Origin of the sequence: Plastoroseomonas hellenica (assembly GCF_018129085.1) — a bacterium.
Classification (GTDB): Bacteria; Pseudomonadota; Alphaproteobacteria; order Acetobacterales; family Acetobacteraceae; genus Plastoroseomonas; species Plastoroseomonas hellenica.
Genome location: NZ_JAAGBB010000043.1, coordinates 21,906 through 41,253 on the forward strand (window position 1 = coordinate 21,906; position 19,348 = coordinate 41,253).

General features: G+C 71.6%; 5 protein-coding genes. 2 read left to right on the forward strand and 3 right to left on the reverse strand.

Annotated elements, in window-relative coordinates:
• The first annotated feature begins 89 nt into the window (after nt 1-89).
• Nucleotides 90-785 carry an OmpA family protein gene (locus GXW71_RS26290; protein ID WP_211855673.1) on the forward strand — a complete coding sequence of 232 codons (696 nt, stop codon included), beginning with the start codon at nt 90-92 and terminating at the stop codon, nt 783-785.
• Between the two features lie 133 nt (nt 786-918).
• Nucleotides 919-1,881, forward strand: coding sequence for a hypothetical protein (locus GXW71_RS26295; RefSeq protein WP_211855674.1), 963 nt, complete (start codon nt 919-921; stop codon nt 1,879-1,881).
• Between the two features lie 93 nt (nt 1,882-1,974).
• On the opposite strand, the gene GXW71_RS26300 is transcribed toward GXW71_RS26295, so the two are convergent.
• Genes GXW71_RS26300 through GXW71_RS26310 form a run of 3 tightly spaced genes read right to left on the reverse strand, consistent with a single transcriptional unit; the run spans nt 1,975 to nt 19,347 of the window.
• Nucleotides 1,975-4,431 carry a serine/threonine-protein kinase gene (locus GXW71_RS26300; RefSeq protein WP_211855675.1) on the reverse strand — a complete coding sequence of 819 codons (2,457 nt, stop codon included), beginning with the start codon at nt 4,429-4,431 and terminating at the stop codon, nt 1,975-1,977.
• Between the two features lie 34 nt (nt 4,432-4,465).
• Nucleotides 4,466-7,501 (reverse strand): CHAT domain-containing protein, encoded by a 3,036-nt coding sequence (locus GXW71_RS26305; RefSeq protein WP_211855676.1) that lies wholly within the window; start codon nt 7,499-7,501, stop codon nt 4,466-4,468.
• Nucleotides 7,501-19,347: a two-partner secretion domain-containing protein gene (locus tag GXW71_RS26310; protein ID WP_211855677.1), complete on the reverse strand. Its 11,847-nt coding sequence runs from the start codon at nt 19,345-19,347 to the stop codon at nt 7,501-7,503. Before GXW71_RS26310 ends, GXW71_RS26305 begins: the two co-directional genes overlap by 1 nt.
• Nucleotide 19,348: the final 1 nt, after the last annotated feature.

Below are 19,348 nucleotides of genomic sequence, written 5' to 3' on the forward strand. Positions count from 1 at the left end.
CTTCGGGTGGTGCCGGGTGCCGAAGCAGGCCATTCCGGTACCCAAACTTTCGTGCTAGCCTTCGGACAAGCCGACAGGAGTTTCCTGCCATGACCTTTCGCCTCCTTCTCGCCAGCGCCACCGCGTTGACCCTTGCCCTGCCGATGACCCCGGCACCGGTGCTCGCGCAGTCCGATCCTGCGGCGCTGGATCTGATCCAGCGGCTCCGCCCGCAGAGTGGCCAGACGCGTGGCATCCGCGTGCCGGGCGCCGCCGCCGAGACGCCGACCGCGCCGCAACCTGTCCAGCCGGCACCGGTCTATTCCACCCCGGGCCAGTCCAACTCCTCGTCCTCCTCGTCTTCGGCGCCGCGCCCGCAGGGCGGTGCCGTCGCCGGGCCGGGCGCCCCGATGGCGCGGCCGCTCCCGCCGCGCGAGACGACGGCGGTCGACGGCCAGGCCGCGGCGAACATCACCGTGACCTTCCCGAGCGGCTCCGCCGCCCTGACGCCGGAGGCCGAGCGCCAGCTCGCCCCACTCGGCCGGGCGCTGGCTTCGACCGAGCTCTCCGCCTATCGCTTCCGCATCGAGGGCCATACCGACACGGTCGGCAGTGCCGAGCTGAACCAGGCGCTGTCGGAGCGTCGCGCGGCCGCGGTGCGCGATTTCCTGGTGCGGCGCTTCGGCGTGAACCCGACCCGCCTCGAGGCGGTGGGCCTCGGTCAGACCCAGCTTCTGGTGTCGACGCCGGACAATACCCCGATGCCGCGCAACCGTCGCGTCCAGGTGGTGAACATCGGCGGCTGAGGGCGCTGTGACGGGGGATTCGGACGAAACAGTCAGGATACCCCCGGCCCGACGGCCGGGCGGGTCGTCGGGCGGATCCCCGCCGCCGGAGACCTCCGGCGCTGCCAAGGCCGGCAGTGCCCCGCCCGCCGCCATGACCGAGCGGAACAAGGGCCTCATCATAGGTGCGGTCATCCTGGCCCTTGGGCTGGTCGGCGGCGCCGTGAGCTACTGGGTGATGTTCGCTGGTCCCGTGCGGATGGCCGGGACGACGGCCGCGGTGCAGACCACCACCGCGCCACCCGCCGGCGTGCCGGCGGTGCAGACGCCAACCCCGACCGTGCCCGGCACCGATCCGGCGCCGCGCTCGATCGCGGCCCGCGCTGTGGTGCCTGTGCTGGATGAGGAGACGATCCTCGCCCATGCCGCGACCGTGCCGCGCATGATCCGCCTGCGCGAGAATCCACGCGTCTTCGTGCTGGATTTCCCGACCCTCGACATGCAGGGCGAGGCCATGAACCGCATCGCGGCGCTGGTCGAGAAGGTGGGCCAGCCGCGCGACCGGCTGCTGGATGATGCGGCGCTAGCCAGGGCGATCACGGAATCCGGCGACACGCCGGCGACCTACTACTACGGACACAATTACCGCTCCACGGACCTCGCCCGCTTCTTCATGCTCGCGGAGCGTGATCACGTCACCCTGACGATGGGCGAGGAATGGCTGCGGCTGCAGTACGAGACAGCGGGCGAAATGGTACAAGGGCCCGACGGTTTCGCGCTGCTGGCGATCCCAGGGGTGGAGCGCCGCGTCGACGCCACGATGCGCCGCGCGATCCTGCACCACGAGATCGGTCACGGGCATTACTTCACACGCCCGGCCTTCGCCGCGCATGTGCACCGCGTCTGGCGCGACGTCTTCACGGAGCAGGAGCGTGCCGCCTATCGCCGCTTCCTTCAGAGCGAGGGCTACGACCCGGCGCTGGAGGATGTGATGATCAATGAGGCCATGGCCTACACGCTCTTCACGCCCGACCGGCGTTTCTTCTCCCCCGCCATGGTCGGCCTCGACGATGCCCGGGTCGAGGCGCTGCGCGAGGCACTCCGCGCCGGCTTCTGATCGCGGCGCGAAAGCGTGACGACTTGAGGTCCGCCGGCTGAAAAGTCTGAATCACACGATCAAGCGAAGTGCGAGCGCATCGTGCTCGGACGGTCAGCGCCCACGCACGGTTTCGACGACCACCGGCCGCGCTATCACCCGCCCGCCAGCCCGCAGGTTGTTGCGGATGGCGGTTGCAATGGCAGCGAGGTATTCTTCCGGCCGCTCGTTCGCTGGACGGGTGACGCTGGCAAGCAGTGGCCGGTCGGAGGCGATCACGATCGCCAGGTCGGTGCCGAAGGGCTCGTCCACTTCCCAGCCGGGGAAGTTGCCGCGGGGCTCGCCGAGGCGAAGGCGCGCGCTCGGCTGCTGAAGCGTTGAGGGAACGAGTGGTGAGGGAACAAGCTGCGCCGCCTCTCCCGTGTTCATGAAATACGCCAGATGGATATAGGCGGGCCAATCCGGCATCTGGACGTCGAGGCGCACGAACTGCCCCTTGGCCAGCGGCATCGTGCCCAGGACGGAGACGCGTGGCGCGGAGTCGCCCAGTGCCAGCACGGGGCGGAACACGTCGAGGGTGCCGCAATAGGGCCCGTCGAAGAGCTGCAGGGCCAGCCGGGCGGAGTCCTCGGGCACGTTGCGCGCCGTCAGCTCGCGGCGGATGGCGGCATCCTCGCCGCGCCGGGCCACGCCGGCGATCGACAGGCTCTGATCGCTCGCGGTCCAGGTCAGCAATCCACAGCTTGCGGCGGCGACCGCGGCCGCGGCGGCGCTCCGGAAATCCGGCCGCACGAGCGCGAGCTGCCGCTGGCGTTCCAGCTCGGCCTGGCGTTGCCGCTCGGCCTCCTGTTGCCGCGCAAGCTCGGCCGCCTGCCGTGCGGCCTCCTGCTGCCGCGCCACCTCTGCCTGCCGTGCCAACTCCGCGTGGCGGGCCGCTTCCTGCTGGCGCGCCAGCTCAGCTTGCCGTGCCGCCTCATGCTGCCGAGCCAACTCGGCCTGGCGCGCGGCGTCTTGTTGCTGGCGGGCGATCTCCTGCTGGCGTGCGAGCTCGGCGAGGCGCGCCGCTTCCGCCGTCTGAAGCGCGAGCTCCGCCTGTCTGGCTGCCTCGGCCGCCTGCCGTGCCGCGTCCGCCTGCCGCGCGGCTTCCGCCTGGCGGGCTTCCTCCTGTTGGCGGAACAGCGCCTGCTGACGGGCTTGCTCCTGCTCCGTCAGGCGCTGCTGGCGGGCGATCTCCGCCAGCCGGGTGAGCTCGGCCTGGCGCTCGGCCTCCTGCCGTGCCGCCTCCGCCTGGCGCTGGGCTTCCTGCTGGCGGGCAAGTTCGGCCTGGCGTGCCGCTTCAGCGGCGATCCGCTGCGCTTCCTGCTGGCGGACAAGCTCCGCCTGGCGGGCGAGTTCGGCCTGCCGGACCAATTCCTCCGGCGTCGGGCCCGGCGGGGGCTGCAGCACGAAGAACCAGGCTGCGGCCGCGATCGCCGCGAGGCCACCCGCGCCGCCGAAGATCAGCCCGAGCGGCGCGCCGCGCTTCCCTTCGGGCTTCGCCGGTTTGGGCTCGGTGGCGGGCGGGAATGCCGGGCGCGACGCGGTAGTACCGGTCGCGGCGGTTCCGTCCAGACCGGGCAGCCCGGGCAGGCCGACGCCGGACAGGCCACCCATGGTGCCGGCCCCGCCACCGGTCGCGACCAGGGTCGCGTCGCTATCCGGCATCATGAGGGGCAGCGGTGCCGAGGGCGCAGCGCCGGAGGGCGCAGTCAGCGCCTGGCGGATCGCCTGGGCGAAGGCATCGGCGGAGGCGAAGCGTTCGTCAGGGCGCTTGGCGAGGGCGCGCGCGATGACGGCGTCGAAGGCGCGCGGCACGGTGACGGAAAGCTCGGACGGCGGCGGCGGCTCCGTGTTCAGCGCCTTGTGCATCACCGCGCTGAAGCCGCCCTCGAAGGGCTTTTCCCCGGTGAGCAACTGATAGAGCATCACGCCAGCCGCCCAGATATCGGCGCGGGCATCGACAGGCTCGCCGCGGAATTGCTCGGGCGCCATGTAGGAGGGCGTGCCGATCAGCGTGCCCACCTGCGTCATCGAGGAGTTCTCGAGGCGCGCGATGCCGAAATCCGCGATCTTCACCGAGGCGTCCGGCCCCTGGGAGCTGAGCATGATGTTGCCGGGCTTGATGTCCCGGTGGACCACGCCGCGACCATGCGAATAGGCGAGGGCGGAGAGCACCTGCTCCATCAGCCGCGCCACGTCCTGGACGGTGAAGCGCTCCTGCCGGTCGAGGCGATCCTTCAGGCTGCCGCCCTCGACCAGCTCCATCACGATCCAGGCGGTCTCGGCATTCTCGCCATAGTCGTAGACGCCGACGATATTGGCGTGGCTGAGCCGCCCCGCCGCCTGCGCCTCGCGCCGGAAGCGCGCATGCGCCTCCTTGCCCTCGGGGTCGTTGGCGGCCGGCATCTTCACCACCTTGATGGCGACGCGGCGCTCGATGATGCGGTCGACGGCATCGAGCACGGTGCCCATGGCACCGGCACCGAGGGTGCCGCGCACCTCGTATTTCTGGGCTAGCTCGGCCGGAAGCATCGCACCCCGCTGGGTCCTCGAGATCCTATGTCCGTTATAGACGTGAAGCCCCGGCGGTGTCGCCTGCCGGAACCGTGGCGATCGGGCTGCGTGGCGCGTCGTTAACGGATGCGTTTCGCGCGGGTGCGCGTCGCCCGTCGCCGATCAGCGCAAAGGGCGCCCAATAATAGGGATGGGCGAAATTGGCCGGCAGCCGCCCACCGGCCTCGTCCAGCAGCAGCAGTTGGGCGCCGCGCAGCGCGGCGGCGGAGCTGGCGCCGCCTTGCTGGCGCCGGATGGCATCCGCGACGGTCAGCGCCGCAGCGCCGTCATCGACCGCCCAGTGGGTGATGAGCAACCCGCGCGCGCCGGCGTAGAAGAAGGCGCGCGCCAGCCCGGACAGCGCTTCGCCGCCGGCACCGCCGGCGCCGCCGGTGTTGCAGGCCGAGAGGATCACGAGGTCCGCGTCCATCTGGATGTTCAGCACTTCGGAAGCGCGCATGAAGGCGGCATTCGCGTCGGCGGCGCCGGCGGGCGCAGAGAGCAGGATGGTCGGCTCCGGCAGGCAGTTCAGCTCGCCGGCCAGCAGCGCGTGGGTCGCGAGGTGCAGGATCCGGTACTGGCCGAGCCGGGCCTGGCGCAGCTTGGCCGCGGTGAAATCGCCGCCGAGCAGCACGGCGTCCGGCGCGGAACCGGTAAGCTGGCGCGCCGCCTGCACCTCGGTGCGGGTGCCGGGCAGGCGGCCGAGGCCCTGGGCGAGGCGCGCATCCTCCCCGCAGCGATCGGCGGGGAAGCTGCGCGCGAGCTGCGCCGGTGTCGGCGGCACAAAATCGCCGAAGCCGATATAGGGCAGCGGCGCGGCCGAGCCGCCGGGCGCGGCACGCAGCGTCGCCAGCGCCTGTGGGCTCGGCACATGCACGATGGCGTGGCGGCGGATCAGGAAGGGGGCGCGGCCGAGTGCTGCCGGATCGGCGGGGCCGGCCAGCAGCAGGCCGAAGGGCAGCGACAGCAGCGCGCCATCGGGCGCCACGATCAGCGTCGCAGCGCCTTCGGTCGCGGCCGCCAGCGGCGCCAGCAGCGCGGCGTGGAGCGCCCGGGCTTCCGCCACGTCGAAGACCGGCACCTGGCCCTGGGCGTTCAGCTCGATGCTGGCACGCAGGCGCTGCACGCGTTGGTTGGCCTCGGCTTCGCTGAGCGTGGTGCGGACTGCGGTGACGGTGCCACGGCGGATCGCCATGACATAGCCATGGCGGGGGCCGAGCAGCATGGTCACCAGCGCCTCGTCGGGCGCCAGCACGCGGGCGACGGCGGGCGTATCGACCGCGGTCAGCAGCAACTGGCGATAGCCGGGAGCGGCGGCCGCGACTTCCGATTCCGCTTCGTTGCGGCGTTGCTGCGCGGCATTGATCCGGGCGTCCAACTCGGCATTGCCGCCGCCGAGCGCCACGTCGCGCTCGTTGAACAGCGTGCGCAGTGCGCGGTCGGCTTCCTGCAGCCCGCGCACCGCTTCGGCCACCCGGGTATCGCCGCCGGCGGCGCCGACCCGCGCGCTCGCCTGCTGCACGAAGCGGGCGGTGGAGCCGCGCTGCGCGAGCTGGGCGGCGGCGAACATCTCGGCGCGGAGGGCCTGGTCCTGCGCGGGGCTGGCGGCGGCTTCAGCGTTGAGCGCGTCGAGATAGGGGATCACCGCCTCGACCGGCAGCGCCACCTGGCGTGCACGCACGATGGCGGCGCCGGCCCGGAAGGCGGAGAGCGCCTCGGCGCGGCGGCCGGTCAGCAGCCGCTGGCTGCCGGCGAGGAACAGGGTGATCGCCTCCGGCCGTTCGCCCGGCACGGCGACCGCGAAGCGGTTGGCGGCCTGCTCCATGAGGCGTGCCGCCGCTTCGGTGCGGCCCCGGCGTGCCTCCGCGCCGGCCTGGGTGCGGAGCGCCCGGCCGATGGTGATGGTCGCCTCCAGCCCGGCGCGGCGCAGCAGCGTGCGCGCCTCGTTGACCAATGCGGTGGCCTCGGCCGAGCGGCCGGCGCGGGTCAGGGCGAGGGCGCGGTTCCGCTTGGCCTCGGCAAGGCCGAGGATCGCCGACTGTGCGATCGGGTCCGCCACGATGCCGGCGACATTGGTATCCTCCAGCGCCTCCTGCGGCACCTGGGCGCGATAGGCGGTCTCCGCCTGTTCCAGGATGGGAATGGCGGCAGCGGCGTCGCCGCGGTTCATCGTCGCGAGGCCGGTGTAGTGCAGGTAACGGGCCGGCGCGATGACGTCCGCCGCCTGCGGTGCAAGCTGGCCGGCGCGGTCGAGCAGGATCTGCGCTTCGCGCGGGCGCTGCTGGTTGGAGATGTTGACCGCGAGGCCGAGCAGCGCGCCCACGATGTTCGGGTTGTCGCGCCCGAGCACCCGTTCCTGGACCGCGAGCGCGGCGCGATAGGCCTCCTCGGCGGCGGTGTAGTTCTCGGTCTGGTTCAGGTCGGCGCCGAGGCGCATCAGCTCCTCGTAACGGCCGACATCGCCGGTGCGGAAGGCATCGGCCGCGAGCCGGGTGACCGCAAGCTGCATGGCGGCCGAGCGCGAGCCGGCATCGCCGGCGACCTGCCGGCCGAGCGCCAGCCGCTCGATCACCGGCGTCGCGGTGGCAACGCCGTCGGCGACCACTGGCCCTTCGGCCCCCGCGATCACCAGCGCCACATGCGGCCAGCCGCCGGAGCGGCGCGTGCAGCTCAGCAGTCGCGCCGCGGCGCCGCCGGCGACCGTGGTGGCAACCGGCGCACCGCAGGCGACCCGCAGATCGAGCCAGCTCCGCCAGAGGCCGGAGGCGGCGAGGGCATCGAGATCCGCGGCGCCCGTTGCGCCGCGCAGATGGATGATTCGTGCCGCCGGCTGCGACCAGCCGCCGCAATAGGTTTCCTGGGCGCGGATCACCGGTCGGTCGGCGGGCGGTTGGCGCCCGGCCTGCACGGTGCAGGCATCGCCGCGGCTGTCATTGCCGGCGGGCTGCCCCGCCTGGCCGCCGCCGCGCGTGACATAGGCCTCGGGCGGCGGCTCGGCGCAGGCACCGAGCAGCAGAAACAGCACCATGGCAGAGAAGCGCAGGCGCATCAGCGCTTGTCGTCCTCTTCGTCGTCGCCCGGCGCGGTCCATTCCTCCGACACGTTCGGGCTCACCGCATCGGGATCGCGGCCGACGCCGCCATAGATCAGCGGCGGCGGCACCGGCGCTGCGGTCGGAACCACGATCACCTGGGCGGGCACCACGCAGTTGAAGGAGGAGACGACGCAGTCGTTGATCCGGAAGCGGGAGATCTCGGCACCGGTCGCCGGTCGCGTCGCATCGGTCATGCGCGCCGCCGCCTGGCCCTCGATCCGCTGGCCGGAGGAGTCGACGAGGGTGCCGGTGATCTCGACGGTGCCGCCGCGGCCATGGATGCCGATGCGGCCGCTGGTGTTGACGGTGCCGGTCGCGGAGCCGCCGTCGATCAGCAGGAACAGCGGGCTCTGCTGCGCATCGAGGCTGAAGCGGATGGCACCGGCGGGCGCGCTGCTGGCGGCGCCGAAATCGCCGGGCGCGTCCGTATTGGGCAGGCGCACCTGGGTCTCCTGCAAGTCGGGCGCCAGGCCGGTGACATCCGGCCGGGCGATGGTGAGCGGATCGGGCTGGGTGCCCGGCGCCCGGCTGTCGAGCACGATCGCCGGGAAGGTGCCGCTGGTCCGCGGCCGCACCTGCACGGTGCCTTCGGTGTTGATGCCGGCGCTGCCGGCGAAGACGACGACGCTGCCGATCGTATAGCTGCCGCCCGCGAGCGTCAGCAGGCCGTTGGTGCGGGCCTGCATCGCATCCGCGTTGACGCCGACGCCGGCCACCCGCAGCGCGCCGCCGGCGAGGATATTGACCAGGCCCTGCGCGCCGAAGGTCGTATTCACGATGGTGCCGGTGCCGGTCTGCAGCGTGACGTCATGCGCGGTGATGACACCGCCGCTGGTCTCGACATGGCCGGCGGTGACGGAGACGCTGCCGCCGGGGGCACTACCGCCGGCGATGCGGCCGCTGTCGGCGAGGGTGAAGCTGCCGCCGGTATTGGCCAGGATGTCCGATGCCGTCACCGCCCCCTGCACGGTGATGCCGGCGCCGCCGTTCAGCGTCAGCAGTGTGTCGGACCGCAGGTCGGCCGCGGTGCCGATGGTCACGGTGCCGGCGGCCGAGAGGTCGATCGGCCCGCCGACGCTGGTCGCCGCGTTGAAGGTCAGATCGCCGAGTGACCGGAGCTGGATGCTGCTGCCGCCGTTCTGCAGCCCGCCGAGGACGATGAAGCCCGGCCCGCCTTCGGCGATGTCGATGCTGCCGCCGGCGATCAGGCTATGCGTGCTGGCCGAGCCATTCGCCGAGAAACCGGCCGCCAGCGCATTGAAGCGGTTGCTGGTAAGGCCCAGCAGCACGTCGCCGCTTGGCGCCGAGGCGGCGAGGTTCACCGCCTCGATCGCGCCGCCTTGCTGGACGATGCTGCCGCTGCCGGCGATCGCCGGGCCGTCGAAATCGGCCTGGGTGCGCAGCACCACGGTGCCGGCGCGGAGCAGCGTGCCGCCCTGGCCAGGGCTGCCGATCGCGATGCCCGGGGCTTCCAGCGCCAGCGTGCCGGTGGGCGTGCCGGCGGTGGCGCCCGCCTGCACCAGGCCCGTGACCGTGATGGCATTGCCGAAGCGCAGCACCATCGACTGCGCCGCATAGCCGCCGGCGAGATTGCCGACACGCAGCAGGTCGGCCGGGTTGGTGGATCCGCCGCCATCCAGCAGGACACTGCCGGTCAGCGCATTGGCCACGAGCTGGTCGGCGCTCAGCCTGGCGCCGGCCGCCTGCAGCAGGTTGCCGTTGTTCACCGTCAGGATCGCGGTGCCGAAGCCGCCGCCGCCAAAGCTGCCGACATCGATGGGGGCCGCGAGGATCAGGCTGCCGTCATTGGTGACGACGAGATCGCCCGCGACCCGGATATCGCCGAGGGTCGTGATGCCATTCGCCTGGCCGAGCAGCAGCGAGCCGCCGGGCGTCTCTGCTTCCAGCCGCGTGACGCGGAGCGGGCCGGCGGACTGGGTGATGCTGCCGCTCGCGGCGAAGAGCCGCAGCGTGCCGAGCGTGCCGCCGGCGCCGTTGTCAGCGAGGCCCGCCATGTCGAAGCCATGGGCGTTGCGCAGCAGCGCCAGACCGCCACTCGAAGCCACCAGCCGCGTCACCGCGCCGACCCGGTTGAGGTCGGCGCCGGCGCTGGCGGCCGAGCCGCCATCGAGCAGCACCGAGCCTGCCGCCGCCCGCGCATCCAGCGCCCCTGTCGCGATCGCGGCGCCCGCCTGCTGGGTGATGTTGCCCGCATCGGTGCTAAGGCTGACGCTGCCGGCCTGGATGCCGGGGGCGGCAACCGCGAAGCCGTTGCTGTCGCGATAGGCAAGGTTTCCGGGAGCGCTGCCGGCCACTTCTGCGAAGTCGTTGGCGCCGGTCAAGGCGATGTTGCCGGCGGCACTCGCCTCCAGGCGCTGGCCGGTGACCCGGCCGAAACCGGCGGTGGTGATGCTGCCGGTCAAAGCCTGGAGCTGGGTCACGCCGCCCACCGGGCCGGCCAGCAGCGCATTCACCGCGATGTCGCTGCCGAGCAGGCGCAGCGTCGGGACGCTGGCCGGCGCCTGGATATCGCCGGCGACGATGATCTGGCCGCTGCCGCGTCCGATCACCAGCAGGTTCGCATGGATCTGCGCGAGTTCGGTGGTGGAGAGCGAGAGCGTGGCCGGATTCTCGGCTCCGAGCGAGATGCTGCGGCTGGGCGTCGCCTGCTCCAGCAGCACCGTGCCGCCGCTGGCGCTGACCGCGGCCGCGATGTTCATGCTGTCGGCACGCAGCGTGACCGTGCTGCCGGGGGCCGAGGTCACCGCCTGGTTGATGTTCAGCCCGCCGGCGGTCAGGAAGACCGTGTTGCCGCTGACCCCGGTGATGAGGGTCCCGCCCGGCGGCGTGCCGCTGCCGATCGCCATGGTGCCGGTCGAGGCCACCACCACGTTGCCCGCGGTCGCTTCGGCAGCGAGCTGGCTAATGGCGTTGCCTGGCCCCTGAAGACTGATATCCGTCGCCCGCACCGCGAGAACGCCGGTGGTGGCGATCCCACCAACAGCCTGCTGCAGCGTCGAAGCCGTCGTGATGAAGGCATTCATGGCGGTGAGAGTGCCGGCCAGCGTCACCGCGCCATCTGCCGCCAGCGCCACCGTGCCTCCCGCAGCGCTCAGGGTGCCGCTGGAGGCGAGGGTGATGGTACCCGCGGCGTCGAGCTGGAGCGTGGTGCCGGCGCCCGTCTGCACCAGCCCCGTGACCGCCAGGTCGCCGTTGTTGCGCAGCAGGAAGCCGCCGCTGCCGCCATTGCCGCCGGTCAGCATGCCGACATCGTTCGCGGTGGAATCCAGCGCAACACCCGCGCCGGCGCTGGCATCGAGGCTCGTCCTGACGCCGGACGTAACCGCAGCGATGATCCCGCCGGTCTGGCTGATGCCGCCGAATGTCGCGGCCAGCGAAACGGTATCCGCTCGGAGCGAATCCTGCAGCGCGAGATTGCCTGCGGCTTGCAGGGTGATCGTCTTGCCGGAGGTGGCGGTGAGGGCTTCGGTCACCGCCAGACTGCCGCTGGTGCGCAGCGCAAAATTGCCGCTGAAGGTGAAGCTGCCAGTCTCGGCCACCGCATTGGCAGCCGTCGCCAGGGCGACATCGCCGATGACGTCTCCGGCCAGGGTCTGCGCAGTGATGATACCGGTGCCGGTCTGGGTGACGCCACCGGTGCTGGTGCGCAGGTCGACCGTAGCGCCCGCTCCACCGACTGCGCCGGTGAGAGACAGGGCCGACGCATCGAGCGTCACGCTACCGGTTCCGGTCGCCCGGGCGACGACGAGCGTCTCGGTGGCGGCGGACCTGACGGAGAGCGAGCCTGCCGCCGTAGCGTCCAGTATCGAAATGAAGTTGTCGCCCGTAAGGATGACGTCTCCGGTGCGGCCCACCGCCACGAGGCCAGTGGCGCTGCCACCGGTGCCACTGATCACGCCGGTTGTCTGCGTGATGCTGTTGGCGCGCAGCGTCACGCTGCCGGCGGCGGTGACGTTGTTGGTCAGCACCATCGCCTGGCCGGCGTCGATCAGCACATTGGTGCCGGTGGCAGTGACGTCGCCGCCGATCGCCACGCCGTCGCTACCGGTCACTGTGACCGCGAGGCCGGAGATGGCGCCACCGACGGTCACGCTTCCTCCGGTTGCAGTGATCGAGACGGCGCCGTTGTTGACAGTCACGCCGCTGGTCAGCGCGACCGAGCTGCCGCTGACGGTCAGGCCGGTGGTCGCCTGCATCGCGCCGCTGACGCTCATGGCGCCGGTGGCTGTGAGGGTGACGGAACTGGCCGTGATATCGCCATCGAGCGTCGCGCCGCCGCCGGTCGCGGCGACCAGGGCGGTGCCGGTGACGATGGCGTCGCCGGCCGCCGCGGTGGTGACGCTGGCACCCCTGAGGGTCAGGTTGCCGCCGGTGACGCTGAGCGCGCCGTCGATGCTGAGTGCACCGCTGGCCTGCAGGGTCAGGTTGCCACTGGTCGTCGTGGCGCCACCGCTGCCGATCGTGATGCCGCCGCCGAGGACGGTGAGTTCGACGCTGGCGCCGCGAAGCTGATTCGCCTGGACGGTGCTGGCATTGGGGTCGAGGAAGAGCCTCACCGTGCCGGCGGAGCGGATGTCGAGGGCGTCGATGGTCTGGTAGCGTCCCTCGAATATGATCGAGCCGCCATCCGTCTCTCCGCCGGCAAGCCCGCGCAGGGTCAGGCCCGGGGTGTTCACCGTGCCAATGTTGAAGGTGCCGCCTTCGATGTCGCTGACGGTGCCGCTGACCCAGAGCGCGAGGCTGCTGGGCGCGAGGGTGCCCGCGATCGTCACATTGTTGCCGATCAGCCGCAGCGCGCCGCTCCAATTCGTGCCGGCTTCGGCGTCGGCGGCGGTGCGGATATCGCGCGCATTGTCGCTGCGTCCGAAGACCAGGAGCGGCGTGTTGATGCGGCCCAGTTCAGCATTGTTGATCGACAGCGTGCCGCCGACGTCCGCTCCGCCGATCTGGATGGCAGGGCCCGTGCCCAACGGCTCGATCGCCACCATGGTGGTGCCGGTCACCAGACCACCCGCCTGGATATCCAAGGTGTTGGCACGCAGCGTCACGCTGTTGCCGGCAACCGTGTGAGCGACGGTCAGGCCGGCGGCCTGGAGAAAGACGTCGGTCGCCGCCGTTAGGCCGGCGATGGCCGTGGTGCCGCCGCCCGGCAGCGGCACGCCGTTGGCGGTGCCGGTGGCCAATGCGCCATTGGTCGCGACCCGCACCGCGCCGCCGCTGCTCGCGGCCGCCAAGCTGGTGAAGCTGTTGGTCCCGGCACGCAGATCGATATCGCCGCCAGCATTGGCCGCCACAAGGCCGCTGCCGGCGTTGAGGCCACCGCCGGTCTGGGTGATGGAGCGGGTGGCGGAGAGGATGATGTTCCCGCCGGTAGTGGTGACCGTCGCCGGTAGAATGATGTCGCGGCCGGCGATGGCGGTCAGGTCTGCGGCCTGGGTCGCCGCGTCGAAAGTGATGTCGTTGCTGCCGGCCAGGGTCAGCGAACCGCTCACGGTCAACGACGTCGCGACGCGGACGTCGCCCGCCAGCACCGTCGAGCCGCCAACCACCGTCTGGCCGAGCCGCAACGGCGCGTTGACCAGCAGCAGCCGTGCCACGGTGCCGTCGGACAGTGTGAGGGTGCCGGCGATATCGGGGCCGCCGATGACCATCGTCCGGCCGTCAGTGCGCGGCCCGATCGAGAGCGATGCGAGCGCGCCGCCCCCCTGGGCGCCGATCGTGGTGTTGCTGTCGAGGCTCAGCGTATCGGCACGCAGGGTGATGCTGCGGCCGGCGCCGGCCTGGAAGACGGTGCCTGCGCCGCCGATGATGGTCCCTGCCGAGACCGAGAGGTCCCCGGCCGCGGAAAGGCCGCCGAATGCATCGCTGCCGCCGATGATTGCGACATTGACGGTGCCGGCAAGGGTGAGGGTACCGTCGGTGTCGAAGGCTAGGTTGCCCGTCGTGGCGCGCAGCGCCAGCGCGCCGAGGTTGTTGCCGGTGCCGCCCGACAGATTGATGGTGGTGCCGGAGGCGCCGAAGGTGCCGGCAGTGATGCTGCCGTCGGTCTGGGTGATCGCGGCGCTGCTACCGATCGTGACGGTGCCGCCGCTCCCGGCATCAATGACGCCGGCGAGCGTCACCACCCCGCCGGCGGCGAGTTGCGTCGTGCCGCCGATGGTGGTGATCGTGGCGGCGCTGCCGAGGCTGAGCGCCCCCTTGGCAGCGATCGTGGCGTTGGCGGCCAAGACGTTGCCGGTGATGCCGAGAGCGCCGTTGGCGTTCAGCACGAGGTTGCCGCCCGCCGTCATGCCGCCGAGCGTCGCGATCTGGTTCCATGTGCCGAGGATCGTGCGGCCCGGGTCGCCGGCGTGGAGCAGGATGTCGCGGCCGGCATTCGCGTCGAGGCGACCGGTGGTGATGAGGCCGGCGGCGGTCTGAACGATGTCCCTGCCGGCGTCGAGTGCCACGGCGCGGTTGCTGCCGGTGCTCACGGCGGCGTTGAGGATGACGTCGCTGCCGGCCCGGAAGGAGAGGGTCCCGACGCTCGCCATGACAGCGACCGCGCTCGACACCGTGACACTGTCGGCCGTGATCGCAGCTCCGCCGTTGAAGCTGCTGCGTCCGACGACGATCGTGTCGGCCTGAGCGGCGCCGAGCACGGATGTCGCGATGCCCGACGCGCCGACGGTCAGGGCGGCGCCGGTCGCCGCCGCGCCGATCTCGATGGTGCCGCCGATGGCCGAGAGCGTACCGGCGCCGGTGATCGTGCCGCCGCTGGCGATCTGCAATGACAGCGTCTGTCCGTTGCCGGCGGCGATGCCCGCGCCAAGTGCAATGGAGGACGCGCGCAGGCTGACATCATCGCTGGCGACGATGCCGGCCCCGCCGGCCTCCACGGTGACCGCTTGGCCCAGGGCGTCTATGGCCACGGAGGCGCCGCTTGCCCGGCGCACAGTCAGTGCGGCACCAGTATTCGCGAAGACGATGTCCCCGGTGCTGCGCGCGTCGAGGATGCCCACGGCGCTGTTCGCGCCGTCCAGGGTGACCGCACCCGCCGCACTGCCGCTGTCGCCGGTCGCGCCGCGAATGACGAGCGATGCCGCCTGCAGGGTACCGCTGCCCGACACCACGCCATCCGCGTGGATGTTGAAGTTGTGGCCAGTCGTGGTGACGGCGTTGGCGCCGAGTGCGACCGCACCGCCGCTGACCAGTGTCAGGTCGCCGCTTGTAAAGCTGAGGCCGCTGCCGAGGGTGAGGTCGCCGCCGCGTTGGGTGTCGGCGCCAATGGTCGTCTCGCCGAAGCGCAGGGATGTGGCACCCGAGCCGGTCAGCCGGCCCAGCGTCGCCACGTCCAGGCTCAACCCGCTGCCGGCTGCGCCCAGTAGCACGGTGTGGCCGCCAGTCTGCGGCCCGACCTCGACAGCGGTGCCGGTCAGGGTGAGCGCGGCCCCGGCATCGATGCTGAGCGCATCGGCCCGGAGCACGAGGCGATGCCCGCTGGCGCCGGTCAGGCTGCTGCCGGCAGCGAAGGCGATGCCGCTGGCATCGGTGGCGTTCAGGACCAGGTCGCCACCCGTGGCGGTGACCTGGCCGGTGGCTGCGATGGTGATGGTGGTGCCGGTGATGGTCAGGTTGACGCCGCTGACGGCGCCGGTCACGTCGATTGCCCTGGCTGCCGAAAGCGCGATGTTGCCGGTGGTGGTTCCGATGGCGCCGATTGACAGCGGGTCGGCGCCGGTGCCGGCGTGGATCGTGATGTCGCCGGTCACACGGATCTGGCCAATCGCGGCGATGGCGTTGTCGGACTGGCCGAGGTTGACCGAGGCGGCCGGGTCGGTGCCGCCGGCAGCGCCGAGCACGTTCAGGCTGCCGGCGGTGATGGTGCCGCCGGTCTGGCCGACTGCGCCGTCGCTCCGTAAGGTCAGCGATCCGCCGCTGGTGGCAGTGATGGTGCCAGCGGTCTGAGAGACGGCGGCGGCCGCGATGAGCGTGACGTTGGCGCCGCGGATGGCCGCGCCATCTCCGATCGTGAGTGTGCCGCCGCCGGCATGAACCGCGACATCGCCGATCGCGAGGACTTGGCCGAGTGTAGCGATGGCGTTGCCGGACTGACCCAGGCTGATTGAGACTGCTGCGGTGGTGCCGCCGGCGGCACCGAGCACGTTCAGGCTGCCGGCGTTGATGGTGCCGCCCGCCTGGCTGACCGTGCCGTCGCTCTGCAGGGTCATCGTGCCGGCGCCGCTGCCGGCATTGATGGTGCCGGCGGTCTGGGTGATGTCGCCGGTGGCGGTCAGGGCGATGTTGGCGCCAAGGATGGCCGCGCCGGTGCCGATCGCGAGCGTGCCCGCGCCGGCATGGATCGCGATGTCACCGATCGCACGGACCTGGTCGAGCGCCGCGATGGCATTGCCGGACTGGTCCAGGTTGATCGACGCTGCTGCGGTGGTGCCGCCGGCGGCACCGAGCACGCTGAGGCTGCCGGCCGCGATGGTGCCGCCGGTCTGGCCGACAGCGCCGTCGCTCTGCAGGGTCAGCGTGCCGGCGCCGCTGCCGGCATTGATGGCGCCGCCAGCTTGCACGATATCGCCGGTTGCGGTCAGGGTAATGTTGGCGCCGCTGATAGCCGCGCCGCTGTCGATCGCGAGCGCGCCGGCCCCGGCCTGGATCGTGATGTCGCCGGTCGCACGGAGCTGGTCGAGCGCCGCGACGGCATTGCCGGACTGGCCAAGGTTGACCGAGGCCGCCGCTGTAGTGCCGCCGGCGGCGCCGAGCGTGCTGAGGCTGCCGGCAGTGACGGTACCCCCGCTCTGGCCGATTGCACCGTCACTCCGGAAGGTCAGTGCGCCGGCGCCGGCGTTGATGCTGCCGGCGGTCTGGGTGATGCCGCCCGTGGCGATCAAGGTGACGTTGGCACCGATGACGTTCGCGCCGGCGCCGATCGAGAGCGTGCCGGAGCCGCCATGGACGATGATCCCGCCGGTTGCCCGCACTTGGTCGAGCGCGGTGATGGCGTTGCCGGCCCGGCCAAGGTCGACCGACGCCGCCGAAGAGGTGCCGCCGGTGGCGCCGAGCACGCTCAGGCTGCCAGTGGTGATTGCGGCTCCGGCGTTCTGAGTCACTCCGCCGGCGGCCTGCAAAGTCAGCGCACCGCTACCGACGTCGATGCTGCCGGTGCCGCCCAGGGTGATGCCGGCCTCGGCCGATGTTATGATGGCGCCGTCGCCGGTGACGTTGCCATTCAGAGTTACCGCATTCGCGGCACTAAACACGATTTGTCCAACGCCGCCGGCGGTGGCGAAGCCTGAATCCAGAGTGATTGCGCCGCCCAGGGCTATTGCGGTGACGCCGGTTCCGGTGATCCCGGCGCCAATGTCGATATTGCCGGACAGTGCCTCTAGTTGGACCCGGGTCCCGGCCTGCGGTGCGATGGCGCCGCCGACCGCGATGCTCGTCGCTGTAACGGTCGCGCCGCCGATGCTGCCGATCGCCAGCACACCGGCACTCACCTGTCCGAGTGTCTGCGACGACACCATGATGCTACCGGCACCGGCGGTTCCGCTGTCGACGATGCGCAACGCTGTGGGAGCGCCGTCAGCACCGGTCCGGACTGTGCCGCCGGCCGTAGTGATTGCCCCGGTCCCGGTCAGGGCTCCGCCGTCACGCAGCTCAAAGGCCACGAAGACCAACGGGCTGGCGCCGCCGGTGACCGAATTCTGCACCGCAATCGAATCGCCACGCAGTGTCACGTCGGCGGTCGAGGTAACTCCGATGCCGCCGCTGGCGCTTCCCTGGATCAATAGGCTGCCTCCGGCAAGCGCGATGATGCCCATGCCCGCACCGTCCGCTTGGCGGATAGTGAGCTGTCCGCCTGTGGGGTCGGTCACCACAACGAGCACCCCGGTCGTGCGGGCGTCGAGAAGGCGGATGTCGTTCCCGAGCTGAACGAGGTTTGCGCTACCTGCTCTGCTCGCCGCAGTGCCGTTGGCGCCGCGTATCGACAGGCTTTCTGCGGCCAGCAGGCCGCCAGTCTGTACGATGTCGCCGTCGGTGTTCAGTCCGACGGCAAGGCCGCCCAGGATGCCCGCAAACGTAATGTTGCCGATCGCCGTGATCGTCGCCGCGGCGCCGCCGACGCTGAGACTGCCGGTGCCGGCGATCGTGAAAGTTCCGGCGGTACTGGCAGTGAAGCTGCCGGTCGTGAGGTGGACCGGCGCCTCGATCGAGATGCCGTCGAGGCCGTTGGTGCCGGCCGCCGCCGTGGTGCGCAGCGTCAGGTCGCCCTGCGCCTTGGTGACGGCACCGGTGATCCGGATCCCCAGCAGCGCTTCGAGGATGATATTGCCGGTGGAGGCGGAGAGCTCCGCCGCATTCAGTTGCAGCGTGCCGCCCCCGCTGGTGGCGGAGATCGTCGCGGGGCCAGTTGCCGGGATGGTGTCATCCGGGGTCGAATCGTTGAGCACCTCAATGCGCGTCGGGTCGAGCAGCAGCGATCCCGCCTGGCCCGCCGGCGCCGAGGCATCCCAGGTGGCGTTCAGGCGCATCTCGCCCTGCCCGGACAGCTCGATCAGCCCGCCATCGCCACCCTGTGGCCCGCCACGCGCCGTCAGCCGTCCCTCGACGACCGTCATCTCCGTGCTGTTGATCGCGATGGTGCCACCCTGGCCGAGCACCGTGGCATCCGCGCTGATGGTGGCGCCGCGTTCGACCGTCGTGCGCCGGGCCATGGTCTGGTTGCGGCCGACGCCCGTGGTGCCGACCAGCACGGTGCCGCCGCCGGTGCCGCCCGAGGCGTCCAGTACGGCGCCCGTCCCGACGCGCACGCTCTCGCCCGATTGCACCGCGATGCGCCCGCCCCGCTGCCCGGCGCCGCCGGTCGCGGTGATGGTGCCCGTGACCTCGACACCGCCGCCCGCCGCGCGCAGCGCCACCTCCCCGGTGCGGCCGGCCTCGGTATTGGCGGTGATGCGGCCGGTGTTGCGCACCAGCCCCTCGACCAGGTCGCCGGCGGCGCTCGCGGTCAGCAGCACGCTGCCGCCATTGGCCTCGATCACCCCCTCATTGGTGACGACCGCGGCGCCGTCGCCGCGCACCGCCTGGGTGATGTCGATGCTGAGCAGGCCATCGCCCGCGAGATCGAGCGCATAGGCCTCGGCACCCGCCAGCACGACGCGGCCGAGCCGTGCGTGGATCTCACCGGAATTGGTGACCCGCGGTCCGGCCAGCACCGCGATGCCGCGGTCCGGCACCGTGATCCGGCCGCGGTTCTCAACCCGGGCGCCCGGCAGCGCCGCCTGGTCGAAGCGCATGCGGCCGGCCATGAAGTTATCGTTGGTGATGCCGGGAGCGCTGGCGATCAGCGACCCGACATCGACCTGGGCACCCTGGCCGAAGACGATGCCCGATTGGTTAACGATGGCGACGCCGCCATTGGCCTGGATGCGGCCCGCGATCACCGAGGGATCGCTGGTGACGACGCGGTTCAGCGTCCAACTGCCGGCATTCGGCTGCTGGAACTGCACCGTGTGCTGGGAGCCGACATTGAACTGCTGCCAGTTGATGACGCCGCGGTCGGTGGTCTGGGTGATGGTGGTGCGATTGGGCGCGGTCGCGATGCTGGCCTGGCCCGCGACCACCTGGCCACCGGTCGGGCCGGCATTCGTAGCCACGACCTGCGCCCCCGCGCCGGCGGCGCCGAAAGCGATGGGCAGCAGCGCCGTGGTGCGCAGCAGCCAGTCGCGCACCGATGCCCCCGACGGGGCCGCGGTGCGGACAGACGTCAGGGGCGCGCGCTCGGCCATG